This window comes from Nocardioides luteus (genome assembly GCF_000960475.2).
Lineage (GTDB): Bacteria > Actinomycetota > Actinomycetes > Propionibacteriales > Nocardioidaceae > Nocardioides > Nocardioides luteus_A.
On the sequence record NZ_JZDQ02000009.1, the window covers coordinates 24,964 to 46,401 of the forward strand.

The 21,438-nt window shown below is 70.3% G+C and carries 17 protein-coding genes; 12 read left to right on the forward strand and 5 right to left on the reverse strand.

Going from position 1 to position 21,438, the window contains the following annotated elements:
• The gene (locus UG56_RS07790; RefSeq protein ID WP_045550295.1) at positions 1-594 is read right to left on the reverse strand and encodes a PadR family transcriptional regulator; all 594 of its coding nucleotides are present in this window, start codon (positions 592-594) and stop codon (positions 1-3) included.
• Between the two features lie 115 nt (positions 595-709).
• Between UG56_RS07790 and UG56_RS07795 the strand changes: the two genes are divergently transcribed.
• The 12 genes from UG56_RS07795 to UG56_RS07850 all read left to right on the forward strand — a co-directional run bounded on the left by UG56_RS07795 (position 710) and on the right by UG56_RS07850 (position 14,321).
• Complete coding sequence (locus tag UG56_RS07795; RefSeq protein WP_045550294.1) at positions 710-1,813, forward strand: aromatic ring-hydroxylating dioxygenase subunit alpha; 1,104 nt, start codon at positions 710-712, stop codon at positions 1,811-1,813.
• Between the two features lie 10 nt (positions 1,814-1,823).
• On the forward strand, positions 1,824-2,840 hold the full coding sequence (locus tag UG56_RS07800) for a PDR/VanB family oxidoreductase (RefSeq protein WP_045550293.1): 1,017 nt from the start codon (positions 1,824-1,826) through the stop codon (positions 2,838-2,840).
• Positions 2,841-2,865: 25 nt separating this feature from the next.
• The gene (locus UG56_RS07805; RefSeq protein ID WP_045550292.1) at positions 2,866-4,203 is read left to right on the forward strand and encodes an MFS transporter; all 1,338 of its coding nucleotides are present in this window, start codon (positions 2,866-2,868) and stop codon (positions 4,201-4,203) included.
• Between the two features lie 182 nt (positions 4,204-4,385).
• Positions 4,386-5,066 (forward strand): hypothetical protein, encoded by a 681-nt coding sequence (locus UG56_RS07810; protein WP_052693906.1) that lies wholly within the window; start codon positions 4,386-4,388, stop codon positions 5,064-5,066.
• Between the two features lie 51 nt (positions 5,067-5,117).
• Positions 5,118-5,705 (forward strand): superoxide dismutase family protein, encoded by a 588-nt coding sequence (locus UG56_RS07815; protein WP_045550291.1) that lies wholly within the window; start codon positions 5,118-5,120, stop codon positions 5,703-5,705.
• 51 nt (positions 5,706-5,756) lie between these two features.
• Positions 5,757-6,245 (forward strand): nucleoside deaminase, encoded by a 489-nt coding sequence (locus UG56_RS07820; RefSeq protein WP_218145162.1) that lies wholly within the window; start codon positions 5,757-5,759, stop codon positions 6,243-6,245.
• Between the two features lie 72 nt (positions 6,246-6,317).
• The gene (locus UG56_RS07825; RefSeq protein WP_045550290.1) at positions 6,318-6,923 is read left to right on the forward strand and encodes a TetR/AcrR family transcriptional regulator; all 606 of its coding nucleotides are present in this window, start codon (positions 6,318-6,320) and stop codon (positions 6,921-6,923) included.
• A gap of 89 nt (positions 6,924-7,012) precedes the next feature.
• A complete protein-coding gene (locus UG56_RS07830) occupies positions 7,013-8,605 on the forward strand; it encodes an MDR family MFS transporter (protein ID WP_045550289.1) in 1,593 nt (530 codons plus the stop codon).
• Positions 8,606-8,780: 175 nt separating this feature from the next.
• The gene (locus UG56_RS07835; RefSeq protein WP_052693902.1) at positions 8,781-10,865 is read left to right on the forward strand and encodes a neutral/alkaline ceramidase; all 2,085 of its coding nucleotides are present in this window, start codon (positions 8,781-8,783) and stop codon (positions 10,863-10,865) included.
• Positions 10,862-11,803: a sphingomyelin phosphodiesterase gene (gene sph / locus UG56_RS07840; RefSeq protein WP_045550287.1), complete on the forward strand. Its 942-nt coding sequence runs from the start codon at positions 10,862-10,864 to the stop codon at positions 11,801-11,803. Before UG56_RS07835 ends, sph begins: the two co-directional genes overlap by 4 nt.
• Positions 11,800-13,116 (forward strand): D-arabinono-1,4-lactone oxidase, encoded by a 1,317-nt coding sequence (locus UG56_RS07845; protein ID WP_256206502.1) that lies wholly within the window; start codon positions 11,800-11,802, stop codon positions 13,114-13,116. The genes sph and UG56_RS07845 overlap by 4 nt, the downstream gene beginning before the upstream one ends.
• Positions 13,113-14,321: an alanine racemase gene (locus tag UG56_RS07850; RefSeq protein WP_071326953.1), complete on the forward strand. Its 1,209-nt coding sequence runs from the start codon at positions 13,113-13,115 to the stop codon at positions 14,319-14,321. Before UG56_RS07845 ends, UG56_RS07850 begins: the two co-directional genes overlap by 4 nt.
• Positions 14,322-14,332: 11 nt before the next feature.
• On the opposite strand, the gene UG56_RS07855 is transcribed toward UG56_RS07850, so the two are convergent.
• The 4 genes from UG56_RS07855 to UG56_RS07870 form a co-directional block, all read right to left on the reverse strand.
• Complete coding sequence (locus UG56_RS07855; protein ID WP_256206512.1) at positions 14,333-14,893, reverse strand: TetR/AcrR family transcriptional regulator; 561 nt, start codon at positions 14,891-14,893, stop codon at positions 14,333-14,335.
• Positions 14,894-14,966: 73 nt separating this feature from the next.
• The gene (locus tag UG56_RS07860) at positions 14,967-16,457 is read right to left on the reverse strand and encodes a family 43 glycosylhydrolase (protein WP_045548652.1); all 1,491 of its coding nucleotides are present in this window, start codon (positions 16,455-16,457) and stop codon (positions 14,967-14,969) included.
• Between the two features lie 10 nt (positions 16,458-16,467).
• Positions 16,468-19,023 carry an alpha-L-arabinofuranosidase C-terminal domain-containing protein gene (locus UG56_RS07865; protein WP_045548651.1) on the reverse strand — a complete coding sequence of 852 codons (2,556 nt, stop codon included), beginning with the start codon at positions 19,021-19,023 and terminating at the stop codon, positions 16,468-16,470.
• A 10-nt stretch (positions 19,024-19,033) separates the two neighbouring features.
• Positions 19,034-21,310 (reverse strand): immunoglobulin-like domain-containing protein, encoded by a 2,277-nt coding sequence (locus tag UG56_RS07870; protein ID WP_045548650.1) that lies wholly within the window; start codon positions 21,308-21,310, stop codon positions 19,034-19,036.
• Between the last annotated feature and the right edge of the window lie 128 nt (positions 21,311-21,438).

Here is a 21,438-nt window from a genome sequence, read left to right on the forward strand (position 1 = left end):
TCACTCGACGGCGGAGCCCTCCAGCTCGTCGACGAGCACGAGGCCGCGCTCGGCCCAGGCGATCGCGGCGCGCGCCTGGTCGATCAGGCCGTCGTAGGCGAAGACCTTGTAGCGCACGATCCGGTCCCACTGGCTCGCGTCGTAGTGGTCCAGGCGGCGGGCCAGGGTGGGGTGGCTGCGGTCGACGAGCGTGGCACGGGTGGCCTCGAGCATCGCCAGGTGCTCGGTCCAGTAGTCGCGGAACTGCTCCAGCTCGGCGCGCGCGGCGCCCGGCTCGGCCCACTCCAGGTAGGCCGCCTTCAGGTAGGCCGGCTCCCGCTGACGGCGGATCTCGATGGGCGCGTCCATCCACTCCCGGAAGGCCTGCACCCCGGCGTCGGTGACGGCGTACTCCTTCTTGGTGCCCTTCTTGCCCCACGGCACGACCGTCGACTCGAGCAGGCCGTCGCGCTCCATCCGGTTGAGCTCCGGATAGATCTGGGAGTCGGGCGCGTGCCACACGTGGGCCACCGACTGGCTGAACTGCTTGGAGACGTCGTAGCCGGTCATCGGGCTCGAGGTGAGCAGGGCGAGCAGCGCATACCTCAGCGACATCGTGACCCCCTCTCCACGCGGTGACCGTGCCGCGAGCGTACCTGCCTCTTGTCACTCACTATAGAGATAGGTAGTTTGTGACGAGTACAACACCTATCCCCATAGGGAGTTCCCCATGACCATCCTGGATTCCCCGCCGATCACCGCGGCCAGCAAGATCTTCAACTTCCCCCGCAACGCCTGGTACGTCGCGGCCTGGGACCACGAGGTGACCGCCAAGCAGCCGCTCGCCCGCACCATCGCCGGCGTCCCGCTGGCGCTGTGGCGCAACAGCGACGGCCGCGCGGTCGCGCTCGCCGACGCCTGCTGGCACCGGCTGGCGCCGCTCTCGAAGGGCACGGTGCTCGGCGACGAGATCCAGTGCCCCTACCACGGGCTGCGCTACAACTCCGCCGGCCGCTGCACGAGCATGCCCGCGCAGGAGACGATCAACCCGAGCGCGATCGTCCCGTCCTACCCGGTCGTGGAGCGCTACCGCTACGTGTGGGTCTGGGTGGGCGACCCCGATCTCGCCGACCCCGCCGCCGTGCCCGACATGCACCAGATGGACTCACCGGACTGGGCCGGCGACGGCGAGACGATCTACGCGCCGTGCAACTACCAGCTGGTGCTCGACAACCTGATGGACCTCACCCACGAGGAGTTCGTGCACAGCTCGAGCATCGGGCAGGACGAGCTCTCCGAGGCCGAGTTCGAGGTGAGCCACGACGACCGCCACGTGACCGTGACCCGCTGGATGCGCGACATCGACGCGCCCCCGTTCTGGCTGAAGAACATGCGCGACAAGTTCCCCGGCTTCTCCGGGAAGGTCGACCGCTGGCAGATCATCCACTTCGAGGCGCCCTCGACCATCTGCATCGACGTCGGCGTCGCCAAGGCCGGGACCGGCGCCCCCGAGGGCGACCGCAGCCAGGGCGTGAACGGCTTCGTGATGAACACGATCACCCCCGAGACGGCACGGACGTCGCACTACTTCTGGGCCTTCATGCGCAACTACCGGCTGGAGAGCCAGACGATCACCACCCAGCTGCGCCAGGGCGTCCACGGCGTCTTCGGCGAGGACGAGGACATGCTGGCCGCCCAGCAGCGCGCGATCGACGCCAACCCGGACCACGAGTTCTACAGCCTCAACATCGACGCCGGCGGCATGTGGGTGCGCCGGATCCTGGACCGCATGCTGCAGGCGGAGGGTCTCCCCGCCGCCGCGGCCGCGAAGTGAGGCGGCCGCCATGGCAGTGAACACCCAGACCTGGTGGCAGCAGGGCCGCGTGGTCGAGACCTCCGACCTCGCCGAAGGCGTACGCCGGGTCGTGCTCGCTCCCGACCGACCCGTCCACGCCGCACCCGGCACCCACGTCGACCTCCGGCTCGACCTCGCCGGGCACGTCCGGAAGCGGTCCTACTCGGTCGTCCGCTCCGAGGACGGCGGCCGCCGGCTCACGCTCGGCGTCCAGCTGGCTCCCTCCTCACGCGGCGGGTCCCGGCACATGCACGGTCTCGCGCCCGGCGACGTCGTCGAGATGACCGGCCCGGTCCAGAGCTTCCCGCTCGGGGTCGGCGCCGACCGCTACGTACTGGTCGCCGGCGGCATCGGCGTCACCGCGCTGGTCGCGATGGCCGACGCGCTGCGCCGCCGCGGCGCCGACTACACGCTCGTCCTGGCCGGGCGGCGGCGTGCGGTCATGGCGTACCTGGGCGAGCTCGTCGAGGTGCACGGCGATCGCGTGCGGGTGTTCGTCGACGACGAGGACGTACGTCTGGATGTCGCCGAGCTCGTCGGCGAGATCGCCGGGTCGCCGGCCGCGGCGCGGACCGAGATGTACATGTGCGGGCCGATCCGGCTGATGGACGCGATCCGTCGCGCCTGGGTCTCCCACGAGCTGCCGGAGCCGAACCTGCGGTTCGAGACGTTCGGCAGCAGCGGCGCCTGGGCGGCCGAGGACTTCGTCGTGCACCTCCCCCAGCTCGACCGTTCGGTCCGCGTCGGCAAGGACAGCTCGATGCTCGATGCGCTCGAGGACGCCGGCGTCGACGTGATGTGGGACTGCCGCAAGGGCGAGTGCGGGATCTGCCAGGTCAAGGTGCTCGACGTCAGCGGCCGGATCGACCACCGCGACGTCTTCCTGAGCCAGCAGCAGAAGGAGACGTACGCGTCCTTGTGCCTCTGCGTCGCCCGCGCCGCCCGCGGCGACTCCGCCGACGCGGATGCCGCCGAGCCGGCGGCCGTGACCCTGCATCTTCCGTGAACCCCCACCCCGAAAGAGACCCGAGATGAACCTCCGTGCGCGCATCGACGCCTCCGCGATGACTCCCTACCAGTGGATGGTCGTCGCGCTCTGCGTCCTGCTGAACTGTCTGGACGGATTCGACGTGATGGCGATGGCCTTCACCGCCTCCTCGCTGACCGAGGAGTTCGCGCTGAGCGGCTCGGAGCTCGGCGTACTGCTCAGCGCCGGCCTGGTCGGCATGGCGGTCGGCTCGCTGGCGCTGGCCCCGGTTGCCGACGTCATCGGCCGCCGGCCGCTGATCCTGATCAGCGTCGGCCTGGCGACCGCCGGGATGCTGCTCTCCGCAGCCGCCCCGTCCGCCCTCCTGCTCGGCCTCGCCCGCGTCATCACCGGGCTCGGGGTCGGCGGCATTCTGGCCAGCACCAACGTCATCGCGAGCGAGTACGCCTCGGCGCGCTGGCGCGGTCTGGCGATCGGCCTCTACACGGCCGGCTACGGCATCGGCGCCACCCTCGGCGGTGTCGCCGCGCGCGGCATGCTCGCCGACCTCGGCTGGCGCAGCGTCTTCGTCGCCGGCGGCGTCGCGACCGCGATCGCGCTGGTGCTCCTGGTCGTGCTCCTGCCCGAGTCGGTCGACTTCCTGCTCCAGCGCCGGCCGCGGCAGGCCGTCGAGCGGATCAACCGGATCCTCAGGCGGCTCGGTCAGGCCACCGTCACCGCCGACTCGCTCGGCTCGGCGCTCGTGTCTTCGACCCGGCGCCGGAACGGCAACCCCGGCGTGCTGCTCGGTGCGGACCTGCGCCGCTCGACCCTGCTCATCTGGGTGGCGTTCCTGGCGACGATGTTCGGCTTCTACTTCGTCAACAGCTGGACCCCGCAGCTGCTGGTGACCTCCGGGATGGCCGAGGCGGACGCGGTCACCGCCGGCATGATGCTGGCGCTGGGCGGCACCGCCGGCTCGGTGCTCTACGGCCTCGTCGCCTCCCGGCTGGACAGCCGCCTGGTCCTGATCGGCTTCACGGTGCTCTCGGCGCTGACGATGGTCGTCTTCATCACCAGCACGGCGCTGCTCACGGTCGCGCTGATCATCGGCGTGGGCGTCGGCGCGCTCATCAACGGTTGCATCGCCGGCCTCTACACGATCACCCCGGCCGTCTACGGCACCGAGATCCGCAGCACCGGCATGGGCTGGGCGATCGGCATCGGCCGGATCGGGGCGATCCTGTCGCCGATGCTCGCCGGGCGCCTGCTCGACGCCTCCTGGACCCCGGTGAACCTGTATGTCGGCGCTGCTGTCGTCGTCGCGATCTCCGCCGTCGCGCTGCTCTTCCTGCGGAGCGGCCGGGCCGCCCGGCCGGTTCCGGAGGTCGCGTCGGCTTAGGTGGCGCGTCGGGTGTGGCGAGATAGTCCAGGGAGTTTCCGTCGCTCTACTGGGCGGTAACCGACGGAAGCTCCCTGGACTATCCCCCGCCAGGGGCGCGCGGGATGCAACCGGGACCGGCCGTGAAGCGTCTGGATCGGCAGAACGCCCGCTCGGGGCGTACGACCGACGAGGAGCCACCCATGACCACATCCCGCCTTCACCTCCGCGCCGTGCTCGCGGCGACCGCCGTGGTCGGGCTGCTCGGCCTGGCCGGGTGCGGGAGCGATCCCGCGCCGGCCGCCGGATCGCCCACGCCCCTACCTTCCTCGGTGCCGTCCTCTGCGCCGTCTTCCGAGCCCTCCGCGACGCCCACCCCGGCTCCGTCGGAGGTCCCGGTCTCCGCGACGCCGTCGGCCGAGCCGACGCCGCAGCTCGACTGGGGCGGCCCGCTGGCGCCCGGGGCGTTCGGGAAGATCAAGGCGGAGGGCAACGTACGCAGCCTGGTCGATCAGGGCTGGATGACCCGCGACACCGCGCGCGAGGACGCGTGCGAGGGCACGCACTGGAAGTGGGCCGACCAGCTCGGTGACGGCATCGACGTCACCTACGACCAGCAGGGCACCATCGGCTCGTTCGGGATGAGCAAGCCCGTCCTCGAGACCGCCCAGGGCGTCACGATCGGCGACACCCTGATGGTGCTCAAGGACGTCTACGGGACGGGCTCGGAGAAGACCAATGACTACGGCCAGACGACCTGGGTCGTCCAGGACGGCGACCGCTGGATCGGCTTCCTCCTCTCCGGCAACACCCGCGACGCGAAGATCGAGTTCATCGAGGTCTCCGTCGGCCGCCAGCCCGGCCTGCTCCGCGACGGCTGCTGATCCTTCGACGTACGGTGGAGGCGACCGGATCCGTTCTCGTGGAGGTATCCCATGTCCCGTCGTACGACGGCTGCCGTGCTCGCAGCCGGTTGCCTGCTGACTCTCGCCGCCTGCGGGGAAGGCGCCGACCCTGACCCGGGTGATCGCGACGAGGTGAGCGCGAAGCTCGCCGGCCCCGACGGGAAGAAGGTCGGGACGGTCGAGATCGAGGAGGACGACGGGGCCACCCAGATCAGCGTCCGGGTCAGTGGCCTCTCGCCCGGCTACCACGGCTTCCACGTACACACGACCGGCAAGTGTGAGGCCGACAGCGCGGCTCCGGACGACCCGTCGAAGACCGGTGACTTCCTCTCCGCGGGTGGTCACCTCAACCCCGACGACAGCGCCCACGGCGAGCACCTCGGCGACCTGCCGGCGCTCCTCGTGAACGAGGACGGCACCGCCAGCCTGGAGTTCTCCGGCCCGTTCACGCTCACCGACCTCCGGGACGCCGACGGCAGCGCGGTGATGATCCACGAAGGCCGGGACAACTACGCCAACGTCCCGGAGCGGTATGCCCCCGAGGGCCCGGACGAGGACACCACCAAGACCGGCGACGCCGGTGACCGGATCGCCTGCGCGGTGATCGAGGCGGGCTGACCCTCGCCGAAATGAGGGGACGTACGCAGCGCCGGGCCGCAGACTGGGGCGGTGACCACCGAACTCACCCCGACCGACATGGCTCACCTGCGACGCTGCCTGGAGTTGGCCGCGGAGGCGCTGACGGACGGCGACGGGCCGTTCGGCTCCGTCCTGGCCGACAGCGCCGGCACCGCGCTCCGGGAGGGGCGTAACCGCGAGCACTCGACCGGCGACCCGACGGCACATCCCGAGATCGAGCTCGCCCGCTGGGCGGGCATCGAGCTCGACCCCGCGACCCGGGCGGGCGCGACGGTCTACACCTCCGGCGAGCACTGTCCGATGTGCTCGGCCGCCCACGGCTGGTCCGGCGTCGGACGGATCGTCTACATCGCCTCCTCCGAGCAGCTGACGCGGTGGCGAGCGGGCTGGGGCGCCTCCGAGTCGCCCGTGCGGGCCCTGCCGATCCAGGAGGTCGCACCGGCCGTCGAGGTCGTCGGCCCCGTGCCCGAGCTGGTCGAGGAGATCCGTGCGCTCCACCAGGCGGCCGCCGGAGCCTGATCGGCGCGGTGTAACCGCCAACACACTTTTCTTGCATTGACTGCAACTTGCACTCAGTGCAAGAATAGTGGCGTGCCCACCTCTGCCCCGCCTCCGAACGCCCGCGAGCGTCAGAAGCGGGAGCGTCGGCTGGCGCTGATCGAGGCTGCTCAGCGACTGGTCGGCGAGCGTGGGCTCGATGACGTCACCGTGGAGGAGATCAGCTCTGCGGCGGGGCTGTCGACGCGTACGTTCTTCAACTACTTCGACTCCAAGGACGACGCGGTTCTCGGGATCCAGGAGATCGAGCTGGATGCCGAGGTGCGCGCACAGTTCGTCTCCGGCGGGCCGTCGGGGCGGCTGATGAGCGACCTGGAGGCACTGGTGGCCGGCTTCCTCAAGGACGCCGCTCCCAACATCGAGCAGGTCGAGCGAGCCATGCGGCTGCTGACCTCGGAACCCCGCCTCATGCAGCGGCACGTCGCCTGGCACCAGCGCATCGTCGGCGAGTTCGAGGAGCTGCTCTCCGAGCGTCGCAAGGCACGACCCTCCCCCGTCGACGACGACACCATCGGGATGGTCGCCGGACTGCTGATGCGGTCCAGCGCACTCGCCTGGGCGCGGTCGGGCTACGAGGGCGATGCGGCGGCGCATCTGCCCGAGGCCGTCGCCCAGCTCCGCCTGCTCCTCGACGACTAGCCGCAGACAGCCTCAACTCTCGGGATCCTCACGTCACACGGCACCCGTGTGTCCTCACCTCGTCAACTCCTGCCTGAAAGGTCCAACCCATGAGCCACACGGTCGCGCCCGACGCGCCCGACAAGCCGCTGGTCGTGCTGACGCCGCGTACGATCTGGCTGATCTTCGGGGCCCTGATGGCCTCGATGTTCCTCTCCTCCCTCGACCAGACGATCGTGAGCACGGCGATGCCGACGATCGTCGGGGAGCTCGACGGGGTCGAGCACCAGGGATGGGTAATCACCTCCTACATCATGGCGATCGCGATCGTGATGCCCCTGTACGGAAAGTTCGGCGACCTGTGGGGTCGGCGCTGGCCGTTCCTGTTCGCGGTCGCGCTGTTCACCCTCGGCTCGCTCCTCGGCGGGATGGCGCAGACGTTCCCCGAGCTGGTCGCCGCCCGCGGTCTCCAGGGGCTCGGCGGTGGCGGGCTGATGATCCTCTCGCAGGCGATCATCGCCGACATCGTGCCGGCCTCCGAGCGCGGCAAGTACATGGGCCCGATGGGTGCGCTCTTCGGTATCTCCGCGGTGATCGGGCCACTGCTCGGTGGCTGGCTCACCGACGGTCCGGGCTGGCGCTGGACCTTCTGGATCAACGTCCCGGTCGGGATCATCGCGCTCGTGGTGGCCTGGTACGCGCTGAAGCTGCCCTCGCACCGCTCCGGGCGTCCGGTCGACTGGCTGGGGATCATGTTCATGGTGCTCTCCACCTGCGGCATCGTGCTGCTGACCTCGTGGGAGTCGCTCGGCCACGACGGCTACGACTGGTCCTCGCCGCAGCTGCTCGGCGTGCTCGTCGGCACCCTGGCCTCGGTGGCCGCCTTCATCGTGACCGAGACCCTCGCGCCCGAGCCGCTGATCCCGCTGCGCCTCTTCAAGAACGCCACCTTCACCGTGACCACCCTGATCGGCCTGGTGCTCGGGATGGGCATGTTCTCGGCGATGGCGATGCTGCCGACCTTCCTGCAGATGTCGACCGGTGCCTCGGTCACCGGCTCCGGGCTGCTGATGCTGCCGATGATGGCCGGCCTGATGCTGACCGCGATCGTCTCCGGCATCGCGATCTCGAAGACGGGTCGCTACAAGATCTTCCCGATCGTCGGCCTGGCCGTCACCGCGGCCGGGATCGCCTGGATGACCACGATCACCGGCGACATGTCGATGGTCGTCTTCGGGCTGATGATCTTCGTCCTCGGCGCCGGGATGGGCCTGGTCATGCAGACCATCGTCCTGGCCGTGCAGAACGCTGTCGACCCGCACGAGCTCGGCACCGCGACCTCGGCGAACAACTTCTTCCGGGAGATCGGCGCCACCGTCGGCACGGCCCTGTTCACCACCGTGTTCACCACGAGGCTGACCGACAACTTCGAAGGCCTCGCCGAGAAGATGGCCTCCTCGGGGATGATGCCGGCGGACGGTGCCGGGTTCTCCGGCGGGAGCCTCACGCCGGCCGCCGTCGACAAGCTGCCCGAGCCGATCCACGGCTGGGTCGTCGACGCCTTCGCCGAGGCGCTCGCCCCCGCGTTCTGGTACCTCGTGCCGCTCGTCCTCCTCGGCTTCGCCCTCGCGCTGTTCCTCAAGGAGGTCAAGCTCTCCAACGAGGCCGGCATGGTCGCCCGCGGGGAGGCTGTCGCCGGCTGAGTCGTTCGGAAGGTGGGTCCTGACCAGCGGTTTCTGCCGGTCAGGACCCACCTCTTTGACCGCGTACGGCTCACCGGAATCTCCATCTGGGCACGACCGCGGACGCCTGACCACGAAGTGGGTCATTTGTCCAGGACTATTGACCCACCCTGCAGGCAGCGGGCATCCTCCGGGTATGACTTGGGTCACCTGGAGGACTGCGACGGCCACGGCGGCGGTGACGGTCGCCGCGCTCGGACTCGCGGCGGCACCGCCTTCGGCGAGCGGAGCGACGACCGTCCCGTCGAGCACAGCACGGGCCACGACCGACCGAGGCGAGGACTTCCTGGTCGGCCGTGGCATCGCCGACGTCACGGGTGAGGTCGCCGAGACCGGGATGATGGGCTACGCCGACATCAGCCAGGTCAGCAGCGGCCTGCACATGCGGCAGCGCGCCCGGGCCTTCGTGATCGCCGACCCGGAGTCGGGCGAGCGCGTGGTCCACGTCCTCGCCGACGCCGGCATGATCTTCCAGAGCGTCCGCGACGCCGTGCTGGCGAAGCTCGAGCAGCGCTACGGCGACACCTACACCGAGCGCAACGTGATGTTGACGGCCACCCACACCCACTCGGCGCCCGGCGGCTTCTCGCACCACACGCTCTACAACATCACCACGCTCGGCTACCACGGCAAGACGTTCCGGGCGCTCGTCGACGGGATCGTCTCCTCGATCGAACGGGCGGACGCCGACCTCGCCCCGGCCGAGCTGAGCCTGTCGACCAGCGAGCTCACGAACGCCAACGTCAACCGCTCGAAGACGGCGTTCGACCGCAACCCGGAGGCCGACAAGGCGTACTTCCCCGGTGGCGTCGACACCCGGAGCACCACGCTCCAGGTCCACCGAGGCGGCGACCTCGACGGGGTGATCAACTGGTTCCCGGTCCACGCCACGAGCATGTCGACCAACAACACCCTGGTGAGCCCGGACAACAAGGGCTACGCCGAGTACGCCTGGGAGCGGCTGGCCAGCGGCGTCGACTACGTCGAGGACAGCGACGACCCCGACGTCGTCGCGTCCTTCGCTCAGACCAACTCCGGCGACATGTCGCCGAACCTCAATCTGCACCCCTCCGACGGCCCGACCACCGACCAGTTCGAGAACACCCGGATCATCGGCACCAGGACGTACGACGCCGCCCGCCGCGGGCTCGACGACGACCGCACCCTGACCGGAGGCGTCGACTCCCGGATCGTCTACGTCGACCTCGCGAACACCGCCGTACGTCCCGAGTTCACCCCCGACGGGAAGCCGCACACCACCTGCCCGGCCGCGCTCGGCGCGGCGTTCGCGGCAGGCAGCACCGAGGACGGCGGCGGCGGGCTGCCGATCTTCAAGGAGGGCAAGGACGGCGGCAACCCGGCGGTCGCCGCCATCTCCGAGGCGCTCTACACCGCGAGCCCGGCACTGCGCGCGTGCCAGGGGTCGAAGGAGATCCTGCTGCCCGTCGGACCGCTCGACATGGTGCAGCAGAAGCTGCCCGTGCAGCTGGTCCGGATCGGCGACCTCTACCTCGTCGGCATGCCCGCCGAGGTGACCGTGGTCTCCGGCCTCCGGCTGCGCCAGGCGGTCGCCGAGGCGGTCGGCACCGACATCGACCACGTGCTCGTGCAGGGCTACGCGAACGCCTACGCGCACTACCTGACGACTCCGGAGGAGTACGACGCCAAGGAGTACGAGGGCGCCTCGACCCTCTTCGGGCGCTACGAGCTCCCGGCGTTCATGCAGACCGCGGCCGACCTCGGTGCCGCGATGCGGGACGGGGTCGACGTACCGCTCGGCGAGAAGGAGCGCGACCGCAGCGCCGAGCAGTTCCCGTCGCTCCAGGGTGCGGTGGTGGCCGACGCACCACCCCTCGGAAAGGCGTACGGCGACGTGCTCACCGCGCCGGGGGCGACGTACCGTCCGGGCGAGCAGGTGAGCGTCACCTTCGCGGGCGCGCATCCGAACAACGACCTGAAGCACGGAGGCAGCTACCTCACGGTCGAGCAAAGCACGCCGGACGGCTGGCGGCGGATCGCCGACGACGGCGACTGGTCGACGAAGTTCCACTGGGAGCGCTACGGCATCGCCGCGTCGAAGGTGACGATCGCCTGGGACGTACCTGACGACGTGGAGCCCGGCAGCTACCGGATCCGCTACTTCGGCGACGCCCGGAGCCTGCTCGGGAGCGTCCGGTCGATCAGCGGCACCAGCCCGACGTTCTCGGTGGTGGGCCGATGAGGTCCGCAGCGTTGGGCGTCGCGGCGGTATGTGCCGTCGCCGCCACGTTGCTGCCCGGCCCGACGGCTCCGGCGGCCTCGGCAGCGCCCCCGCCACCCGACCTGAGCATCCTCACCCACAACGTCGCGATGCTCCCGACGATCCTGGGTGGGAAGGCCAACGCCACCCGCGCCGGCCTGTTCGCGGAGGCCGACCACCTGCGCGGTCACGACGTGGTGGTGCTGGAGGAGGCGTTCGACAACGGCCCGTCGGACACCCTGAAGTCGCGCCTGTCCAGCCAGTATCCCCATCAGACGCCTGTCCTCGGCCGCTCCCGGTCGGGCTGGGACGAGACGCTCGGGTCCTACTCGTCGCTGACCCCCGAGGACGGCGGCGTGACGATCCTGAGCCGGTGGCCGATCACTCACCGCGTCCAGTACGTGTACGCCGACGGGTGCGGCGCCGACTGGTTCTCGAACAAGGGCTTCGTCTACGCCCGGCTCGACGTCGACGGCCGTCCGGTGCATGTGGTCGGCACCCATGTTCAGGCCGAGGACTCGGCCTGCTTCGGTCGCGGCGCCGACGTCCGGGCCGAGCAGTTCGCCGAGCTCGACGGTTTCCTCGACGGGCTCGCGATCCCGGCCGACGAGCCGATCGTGATCACCGGCGACCTCAACGTGGTCAAGGACTCCCCGGAGTACGCCACCATGCTGACCGCGCTCGACGCCACCGCCCCGACCTTCGCCGGGCACCCCTACAGCTGGGACCCGGAGACCAACCCGCTGGCGAGCTCGGGCGGGCGGGAACAGCTCGACTACGTGCTGTTCCGGAGCGGCCACGCACAGCCTCGCGGATGGACGAACACCACCCTGACCCCGACGTCCCCGCCGTGGAGCTCCGGCGGCACGACCTACGCGGACTACTCCGACCACTATCCGGTCCTGGGAGGGACATCGTGACCTGGCAGAACTGGGCCGGCACCGAGCGGGTCACCCCCGCTCGCGTGGCGACGCCCGCGACGACCGACGAGGTGGCGGCCGCCGTCAAGGAGTCCGCCCGCGACCGGCTGAAGGTCCGGATGATCGGCTCGGGGCACTCGTTCACGGGCGCGGCGGTCGCGCCCGGCGTACAGCTGCGGCCGGACCGGCTCGACGGGGTCCGCTCGGTCGACCGCGACTCCGGGCTGGTGACGGTCGACGCGGGCATCCCGCTGCACCGGCTCAACCCGATCCTGGCCGGGCACGGGCTGGCGATGGAGATCCTCGGCGACATCGACCGGCAGACCCTCGCCGGCGCGATCTCGACCGGCACCCACGGCAGCGGCGCCGCCTTCGGCAGCATCTCGACGCAGGTATGCGGCCTCGAGCTGGTGCTCGCCGACGGGTCGGTCGTGCAGTGCTCGGCGACCGAGCGGCCCGAGCTGTTCGAGGCCGCGCGGGTCTCCTTCGGCGCGCTCGGCGTGATCACCGCGGTGACGCTGCAGTGCGTGCCGCTCTACGCGCTGCGGGCGGTCGACGCGGCCGCGCCCCTGGAGGAGGTGCTCGACGGCGTCGACGAGCTGGTGGCCGCCAACGACCACTTCGAGTTCTTCTGGTTCCCACACACGACGACGGCCCTGACCAGGAAGTTTCAGCGGCTGCCCGGGGACACCGAGCTGCGCCCGATGAGCCGTTTCGTCCGCACCCTCGACGACCGGATCGTCACCAACATCGGCTTCGAGGCGATGCTGCGCGTGGGCACCCGCTTCCCGCGCCTGGTTCCTGCGATCACCCGCTTCGTGACCAAGGCGATCTCCGCACGCGACTTCACCGACCTGGCTCCGAACGTGTTCGCCTCCGACCGGGACGTACGTTTCCGGGAGGGTGAGTACTTCGTGCCGCGCGACGCCCTCGTGCCGGCGCTGCGCGAGCTGAAGCGGTGGGTCGACACCCACGACGAGGCGGTGTCGTTCCCCTTCGAGGTCCGGTTCGTACGTCACGACGACATCTGGCTCTCGCCGGCCTACGAGCGGGACTCGGCCGTCGTCGCCTTCCATCAGTACCACCGGATGCCGCACGAACGCTGGTTCGGCATCTGCGAGGACGTGCTCGGCGCCGCCGGCGGCCGGCCGCACTGGGGCAAGATGCACCGGCTCGATGCGACGTCGCTCCGGGAGGTCTATCCACGCTTCGACGACTTCGTCGCGCTCCGCGATCGGCTCGACCCGGCCGGCACCTTCGCCAACCCCTATCTGGACCGCGTGCTCGGCCCGGCACCGGAGGCCCGACGATGACTTTGACCCAGCGCTCCGGCCCTGCCCGTACGCCCTGGCCGGACCTGCTCGCCGCGACCGAGCACCTGGACCCGCCGTTCGCCGTCCTGGACGTGGCCGCGCTGCGTACCAACGCCCACCAGCTGGTCCGCCGCGCCGCCGGGAAGCCGATCCGGGTCGCCAGCAAGTCGATCCGGGTGCGCTCGGTGATCCGGGACGCGCTCGAGGTCCCGGGGATGTCCGGCATCCTCGCCTACACGTTGCCCGAGGCGCTCTGGCTGGCCGAGGAGCACAAGGACGTCGTCGTCGGCTACCCGACCATGCACCGCGAGGCGCTCCGTCGGCTGGCCAAGGACGAGGAGCTCGCCTCCCGGGTCACACTGATGGTCGACAGCCCCCGGCATCTCGACCTGACCGCCGCGATCGTCGGGCCGGACGGCCCTCCGATCCGGATCTGCCTCGAGCTGGACGTCTCGCTCCGGCTCGCGGGCGGCCGGCTCCACCTCGGCGCCCGCCGCTCCCCCGTGCATTCGCCGGAGGACGCGGCCGCGCTGGCTCGTGCGGTCGCGGCCCACCCACGTTTCCAGCTGGTCGGCCTGATGGGCTACGAGGGCCAGATCGCGGGCATCGGCGACAACCAGCCGCACCTGAGCCGCTTCGCGGTCCGGGCGATGCAGCGCCGGTCGGCCGCCGAGCTCGCCGAGCGGCGGGCCGCCGCGGTCGCCGCCGTACGCAGCGTGGCGCCGCTGGAGTTCGTCAACGGTGGCGGCACCGGCAGCCTCGAGCTCACCGCTGCGGAGCCCGCGGTCACGGAGGTGGCCGCCGGGTCCGGGCTCCTGGCGCCGCGCCTGTTCGACTTCTACACCCGGTTCCACCCCCAGCCCGCGGCGTACTTCGTGCTCTCGGTCGTACGCCGCCCCTCGCCTCAGCACGCCACGGTGCTCGGCGGCGGCTGGATCGCCTCCGGCGCCGCCGGCAAGGACCGGCTGCCGACGCCGGTGTGGCCGCCGGGGCTGTCTCTGGTCGATCAGGAGGGCGCCGGCGAGGTGCAGACGCCGCTGGTGGGCGACCGGGTCGACGACCTCGACATCGGCGACCACGTCTGGTTCCGGCACACCAAGGCCGGCGAGCTCTCCGAGCACGTCGACGAGATGGTGCTGGTCGACGGCGACCGGATCGTCGACGTGGTCCCCACCTACCGCGGCGAGGGAAAGACCTTCCTCTGACCGCCGGGCGGTCAGGAGCCCTGCACGACCAGCCCCAGCAGCTGGGTCGCCGCCAGGTCGATCGCCGCGCCGGCGGTCTCGGCGTCGCCCTCGTTGAGGTAGAGCAGGGTGAGGCCGTCCACGATCGCGGTCAGGTAGCGCGCCAGCACCGCCTCCTCGACCGCCCAGGTGACCCCGGTGCTGGCGGCCAGCGTCTCGATCACCTGGGTGTGCGCGTCCAGATAGGTGCGGTACTGCTTCCGCGCGAACTCGGCCAGGGCCGGGTTGCGGGTGGCGTACTGCGTCAGCTCGTACGTCACCCGGTGCTCGTCGGGGTTGTCCAGCACGTGCTGCCAGTAGGACGCCAGCCCACCCCGCAACTTCTCCTCCAGCGTCCCCGAGCCCTCGATGATCTCGAGCGCCGGCGCCAGCGTGTGGCTCGTGATCGTGGTGATCACCTGCTCCAGCAGCTCCTCCTTGGAGCGGAAGCAGTAGTGGAAGGCACCGAGCGCCATGTCCGCCTCGGCCACGATCGAGCGCGTCGTCGCCTGGGCGACCCCGTCGCGCGCCATCACCCGGATCGCGGCCTGCACCAACAACCGTCGACGCTCATCCGCTGACACCCTCACCACGTGACCAAGACTAGCGTCCAAGTCACAGACCGGGTCAGGTCAGGCCGAAGGTGCTGGAGCGGCGTCCCGGGGCGGAACCGACGGTGAGCGCACCCCGGTCGTGCTGGAGGTAGTCGCCGCGGTCCGTGGCCACCTGCAGCGAGATGCCGCCCTTGACCGGGATCCTGCGGAAGCTGGCCTCGGCAGCGTACGCCGGGCCCGGCTCGACCGGGTCGATCCGGACCGTGCCGCCGGTCACCCGGACATACCTGTCGGGGAAGTTGACCGACTGCAGCGACTCCGATCCGTCGCCCGCGAGCCCGGGGACGAACCGGAACTGGCTGTCGGCGAGCTCCCGCGGGGCACGGTCCACCCGCACGGCGTAGTCGTAGTGGCGTACGAACGAGCCCGGCGCATCCAGCGGGGTGAGCCGCACGATCGGCCCGCCCTTCCCGACCGGCACGCCGAACATGGGGGTGCCGTCCTCGTGCCACACCACCTTCTGCACGCGCGCGTGCCGGTTCGGGTCGTAGAGAGGATCTCCGGTGATGTCGCGGTAGTCGCGGGCGTGGTAGACGAGGACGTCGGTCACCCCGTCCTCGGCGACCGTGAACGAGTTGTGCCCCGGGCCGTACTGGCCGGTCTGCGCGTTCGTCATGAACACCGGATCGGGGCTCTTGGTCCACGATGCCGGGTCGAGCAGGTCGGCGTCCGCGGACGCGGTGAGCAGGCCCATGCAGTAGCGCGCGTCGGTGGCGCTGGCCGAGAACGTCAGGAAGACACGGCCGTTGCGGACCAGCACGGCCGGGCCCTCGTTGACCTTGTAGCCCTGCACCTCCCAGCTGCGGGTCGGGGTTGCGATCCGCGCCGGGAAGGTGCTGATCGCGAACGGGGAGCTCATCTCGGCGATGTAGAGGCTGGTGTTGACCGCGATCTCGGGCTCGCTCTGCGCCCAGACCAGGTAGCGGCGGCCGGCGTGCTCGAAGGTGGTGGCGTCGAGCGCGAAGCTCGCCCACGGCGTGACGATCTGCCGCGGCGTGCCCCAGCCCGCAGGGTCACGCGGGTCGGCGAGCGTCGACTCCATGACGTACATCCGGATCCGGAAGACGTCGTCGGAGTCGCCGGCCGCGAAGTAGACGTACCAGCGGCCGTCGATGCGGTGCAGCTCCGGCGCCCAGATGTGGCCGCCCATCTTCCCGCTGGCCGGGCGGCGCCAGATGACCGACTCCGCCGCGGTGGCGAGCCCGGCCAGCGAGGCCGACCCGCGGATCACCAGACGGTCGTACTCCGGCACGGAGCCGGTCAGGTAGTACATCCCGTCGACGGGCCGGGTGACGAACGGGTCGGCCCGGCGCTCGACCAGCGGGTTGAGGGTCGGCACGCCCCAGATCTCTGCGTCGCTGGGCATCGATCCCGCCGGGACGGCGACAGCTGGCGCGGCGTAGCCGGCGAGCGCGGCCGCTGCCCCGAGGCCGACCCCGGCCTGCAGGAGGTGACGCCTGCTGAGGCCGGCTCGGAGGGCGAGGTGGTTCAGGTGGTCGGACATGGGTGCTCCCCTACCGGGTCTGGATGCGGATGAAGGTCACGGAGTACGGCGCGAACGTGCGCGTGAAGCTGCTGTCCACGCCGCGGATCGTGCTCGTCACCGGCTTGATGGGCTGGGCCGTACGCGTGTTCTGCTCCTCCGGGTCGCCGCTGATGACGGTCATCTGCGCCCTGGAGGCGACCTTGACGCCGAGGTCGACGCGGGTGACCGCCGGATCGGCCTGGGCGTTGACGACCTTGACGATCAGGTCGCCGGTCGCCTCGTCGCGGGTCACCACCTGCGCGAACGGCTCGGTGACCTGGTCGTCGTCGAACTCCTGGAAGAGCTGGCCGTCGAGGAAGAGCCGGACATGGGTGCCGCGGACCTCGACCCGTACGTCGTAGGTGCGTCCGGTCTCGACCGAGTGGCCCTCCCGGGCGACCAGGGTCTCCTTGCCACCGTTGGTGGCCTTCTCGACGACCGTGCGGGTGTTGTTCCAGCCGCCGATGTTCCACCAGTAGAAGTTGCCGGAGTCCTTCACCCCGAACGCGACCAGGAAGCCCTCGGCGCCCGCCAGCTTCTTCGCCTCGAGCTCGAGGTCGTAGTCGCTCGCGGTGATGTTCGCGGCCCTGACCAGGGTGTCCTGGGCGGTGGCGTCGGTCTGGGTGTAGGCACCGTCGACGACCGACCAGGTTCCCCGGTTGGCCAGCGGGCTCCAGCCCTCGGCGTCACCGTCCGCGAAGTCGTCGGCGAACAGCTCGGTCCCGTCGGGTGCGGTGACCGACACGTCGTCGTACGCCACGGAGGTGGCCCAGGTGGAGAGACCGATGCCGCCGGTGATCGGCTTCGGCTCGATCACCTTGCCGGACGCCTCGCTGGGGACGACCCGGTCACCGACGTTGTTCATGAACAGCTTCTGGACCTGGTAGTTCGCAGAGCTCCAGGACTGGTCGTTGTCGAACCAGATCATGTCCGGGCGCCACTGCACGTGGTCCACGTTGGCCAGCAGCGGGGCGTAGGAGGCCAGCCGGACGACGTCGGCGTTGCGCTCGAGACCCGTCATGTACGCCGCCTCGGACAGCGCATTGAAGAGCTTGTTGTCCTGGGAGGCGTACTCGCCGAGGAACACCTTCGGCCCGTTGCGGTCGTAGCTGTCGTACCGGTCGTTGTTCTGCAGGAACCAGGTCGGGGAGTTGTAGTAGTGCTCGTCGACCATGTCGACACCCGCGGCCCGGTTCTGCGCCCAGTGCTGGTCGAACAGCGCACCCTGGTCGTCGGGGCCGGAGTTGCTGATGATCGTGATCTCCGGGTAGCGCGCCTCGATGGCCGCACGGAACTTCGCGAAGCGCTCGAAGAACTCGGCCGGCAGGTTCTCCTCGTTGCCGACGCCGAGATGAGTGAGCCCGAACGGCTCCGGGTGTCCCATCTTCGCGCGCAGGGCGCCCCACTCGGAGTCGACCGGGCCGTTGGCGAACTCGATGAGGTCGAGGGTGTCCTGGATGTGGCGCTGCAGCAGGGCCTCGTCGTCGGTGGCGCGGTTCTGGCCGCAGCCGGTGACCAGCGCCGGCACGACCGGCAGCGGCATCGCCCCGATGTCCTCGGCGAACTGGAAGTACTCGAAGTAGCCCAGTCCGTAGGACTGGTTGTAGCCCCAGAAGTTGGCGTTCGTCGCACGCTCCTCGACCGGGCCGACGGTGTCCTTCCACTGGTAGGCCCGGGCGCGCTGCCAGGCGGAGGATGCGTCGTAGCCGGACATGCTGCCGGTGTTGACGAGGCAGCCACCCGGGAAGCGGACGAACTCCGGTTTCAGCGCCGCGATCTTCTCGGCGAGGTCCTTGCGCAGCCCGTTCTCCCGGCCCATGAAGGTGTCCTCGGGGAGCAGCGAGACCATGTCGAGGCGCAGCGTGCCGACTCCCTCGCCCTGCAGCCACAGCCGAGCGGAGTCGGTCGTGGCGCTCGCGGTGAAGGTGCCGGCGTACTTCTTCCAGGTGTCGCCGTTCACCTGGAGCCGGACCGGATCCGCGTACGCCGTGGCGCCGGTCTCGTCGCGCAGCGACACGGTCAGCGGCGTACCGCCGGCGGTGTCCGAGCGCGCCCAGACCGAGAAGTCGTAACGCTTCCCGGCCTCGAGCGCGACGCCGTTGTTCCAGCCGCTGTTGGAGACCCCGTACGTGCCTCCGCCGGTGTTGGCCAGGGACAGCTGCAGGTAGGTGCGGTTGCGCTCGTTGAGCCGGGAGCCGTCGTTGACCGGGGTGGCGGTCCCGGCGCCGCCGCCGACGGCTCGCGGGGTCCACGCGGTCAGGCCGGTGTAGGACCGGTTGTCGACCGGCAGGAACTCGAACGACCGGTTCCGCACGAGCTCGGCGTAGAGCCCGCCGTCGGCGGCGTAGTTGATGTCCTCGAAGAAGACGCCGTACATGGTGTCGCTGATCTCCGGCCCGGACTCACCGGCGTGGGCCGTGATCGTGTAGTCGGGCTCGGGTACAGCGGCTCGGCCGTCGGCGCCGAGGCTGGGCGTGGCATGGGTCAGGGGCAGGGCCAGGACGGTGGCGGCGGACAGGGCGGTCAGCAGACGGATGCGATGCACGATGGTCTCCTCAGGACACGCGGTAGACGGTGCGGATGCGGTCCAGCTCGGCCTTGGTCACCGGCAGGACGGTCCCGTGGCGGGGACGGCTGGGAAGCAGGTAGTCGCTGGAGATCGAGAAGCTGCCCGAGTCCAGGTCCGTCGTCTCGAACGGCACATACCCGCGGCCGCCGAACTCGTCGATGAACAGGTACCACTTGTCCTCGGTGTTGGACTTGAAGATCGTCGGCCCCTCGCCCCGGTCGACGCCCGGGTTCTCGGCGGTCGCCTTGCCGATGCACTCCGCGACGAAGCTCCAGTCCAGGTCGAGCAGCGAGGTGGCCTTCTCCTCGACGATGAACTTGCTGCAGGGCGTCGTGGAGGTGTTGTTCCGCTCGTCCTTGGTGAACCGGTAGTAGGTCCCTGCGTGCTCGACGACGGTGGAGTCGATCACCGAGTAGCCGGGGTCGATCCACACCTTCGGCTCGCTGAAGCTCCGGAAGTCCCTGGTGGTGACGTAGACCATCCGGTTGTGGGTGTTGCCGGCATGCTCGGGGTCGGACTCGTCGTAGAGCTTCGAGGCCCAGAAGACGACGTACGAGCCGATCCCCTCGTCGTAGTAGGCCTCGGGCGCCCAGGTGTTCCCGGCCTGGGGCGAGGAGACGCGGACGTGTCGCTGCTCGGACCAGTTCACCAGGTCCGTGGACTCCCAGATCTCGATGTAGCGGCTCCCGCTCCGCTGGGCTGCGTCCCAGTTGCCGTTGCCGTAGATCTTGAGGTCGGTGGCGATCAGGTAGAACTTGTCACCCTCCGGGGAGCGGATGATGAAGGGGTCGCGTACCCCCTTGTCCCCGTACTGCGACCGCAGCACCGGCTGGCCCCCGTTGAGCTCGTCCCAGTGCAGCGGGTCGTTGCCCCGGCTGGCGGCGAGGTAGACCTGCTCGCCGTCGGCCGTCCCCTCGCCCGTGAAGTAGGCGAAGGTGTAGCCCTCGAGCGGCTCCTGCTTCGGGAGCGGCAGCACGGTCAGCCGGAACTGCCGCTTCTCCTTGACCTTGCCGAGGCTCACGGTGGCGTTGAGCGCCAGGCGGACCGCGTTCTTCCCGTACGCCGGACGGTGGACCTCGCCGGTCGGGGTCACGACCTCGGGCTCGCTGGAGGCCCACCTGACGGTGGTGCCGTGCAGACCCTGGGTCGGCAGGGTGATGTTGCCGCGGATCTCGTCGGCGTCCCAGACGCGGAGCGCGGCCGTGGCGCGAGTGACCTTCTCGGCGTCGCTGATGTCGGCCGGCACGTCGACCGTGAACTCCTCGGACCGGCTGGCGGAGCCGTGGGTGGCGGTGGCGGTGAGCGTCACGGTGGCGTCGGGGCTGCCGTAGGGCGGGCGGGTGACGTCACCGGTCGCGGAGACGACGGCAGGGTCGGAGGAGGCCCACGAGAAGGTGGAGCCGTTGGGGCCGCCGCCCGGGAGCGAGAGGTCACTGACGACGCGGGACGTGTCGCCCAGCTCCAGCCAGGCCAGGTCGCGCTCGACGCGCTGCTCGTCGGTGACGTAGCCCAGGTCGTGGACCTCTGCCGCCGTCAGCGCGTGGTCGTAGATCCGGAAGTCGCGCACCTGACCCTTCAGGTGGCGGTCAGCGCTGTAGACGGATCGGCCGAGGTAGTTCGCCGTCGTGACGCCGTTCCCGATCTGACCGGGCGTGATGGTCACGCCGGTGCGGCGGGCGACCTCGACACCGTCCTCGTAGAGCACCGCGGTGCCGTCCGCGAGCGTGTAGCTGATGGTCTTCCAGGTGTCTCGGGCGAGGTTCCGACCGGCCGTGACGGTCTGCTCGGTGCTCCAGTTGCCGGTGGCGATCGACGTCCGGTAGGCGTTGCCGGTCGTGAACAGGTAGCCGTTGCCCGACCCGTTGGAGCCGGTGTTGCCGAGACCCCAGATGAAGTACGGGGTGGCCTGGTCCGCGGCGATCTTCACCTCGAGCGAGACGGTGATCGACGTCAGGCCGGCCATCACGTCGTTCGGCAGCTTGACGTACCCGTCGGTGCCGCCGAGAGAGAGTCCCTCACCGCCGAGCCAGGTCGTGTCGCCGACGACCGTGGCGTCGTGACCGGTGCCCGACTGGTCGACGACCGTGGTGCCACCGGTCTGGTCGAGCGGGTAGTGGACGACGAGCCCCGTATCGCTCGCACCCTGCGCCGGGGCCGTGGTCGCCAGGCCGGCCAGGATCAGGGGGAGCGACGCGAGCGCCGTCAGGGTGCGCGCCAGATGCCGCCGGCGCGGGTCGTGTGCGGTCGGTTTCGACTGGTCCATCTGCGCGCTCCAGGGGTCGTCTTCGGGCCGGGGCACCACCCGATGTGACCTCAGTCACATCGGATGTGAGCGCTAACATAAGCAGCCGATCGGGGCGCCCGTCAAGAGAACCGGACCGATCCGCACCG

Bases quoted from the DNA above. Each gene is read 5' to 3' on its own strand.
- UG56_RS07790 (WP_045550295.1), bottom strand. From the start codon at position 594: ATGTCGCTGAGGTATGCGCTGCTCGCCCTGCTCACCTCGAGCCCGATG.
- UG56_RS07795 (WP_045550294.1), top strand. From the start codon at position 710: ATGACCATCCTGGATTCCCCGCCGATCACCGCGGCCAGCAAGATCTTC.
- UG56_RS07800 (WP_045550293.1), top strand. From the start codon at position 1,824: ATGGCAGTGAACACCCAGACCTGGTGGCAGCAGGGCCGCGTGGTCGAG.
- UG56_RS07805 (WP_045550292.1), top strand. From the start codon at position 2,866: ATGAACCTCCGTGCGCGCATCGACGCCTCCGCGATGACTCCCTACCAG.
- UG56_RS07810 (WP_052693906.1), top strand. From the start codon at position 4,386: ATGACCACATCCCGCCTTCACCTCCGCGCCGTGCTCGCGGCGACCGCC.
- UG56_RS07815 (WP_045550291.1), top strand. From the start codon at position 5,118: ATGTCCCGTCGTACGACGGCTGCCGTGCTCGCAGCCGGTTGCCTGCTG.
- UG56_RS07830 (WP_045550289.1), top strand. From the start codon at position 7,013: ATGAGCCACACGGTCGCGCCCGACGCGCCCGACAAGCCGCTGGTCGTG.
- UG56_RS07835 (WP_052693902.1), top strand. From the start codon at position 8,781: ATGACTTGGGTCACCTGGAGGACTGCGACGGCCACGGCGGCGGTGACG.
- sph (WP_045550287.1), top strand. From the start codon at position 10,862: ATGAGGTCCGCAGCGTTGGGCGTCGCGGCGGTATGTGCCGTCGCCGCC.
- UG56_RS07850 (WP_071326953.1), top strand. From the start codon at position 13,113: ATGACTTTGACCCAGCGCTCCGGCCCTGCCCGTACGCCCTGGCCGGAC.
- UG56_RS07860 (WP_045548652.1), bottom strand. From the start codon at position 16,457: ATGTCCGACCACCTGAACCACCTCGCCCTCCGAGCCGGCCTCAGCAGG.
- UG56_RS07870 (WP_045548650.1), bottom strand. From the start codon at position 21,310: ATGGACCAGTCGAAACCGACCGCACACGACCCGCGCCGGCGGCATCTG.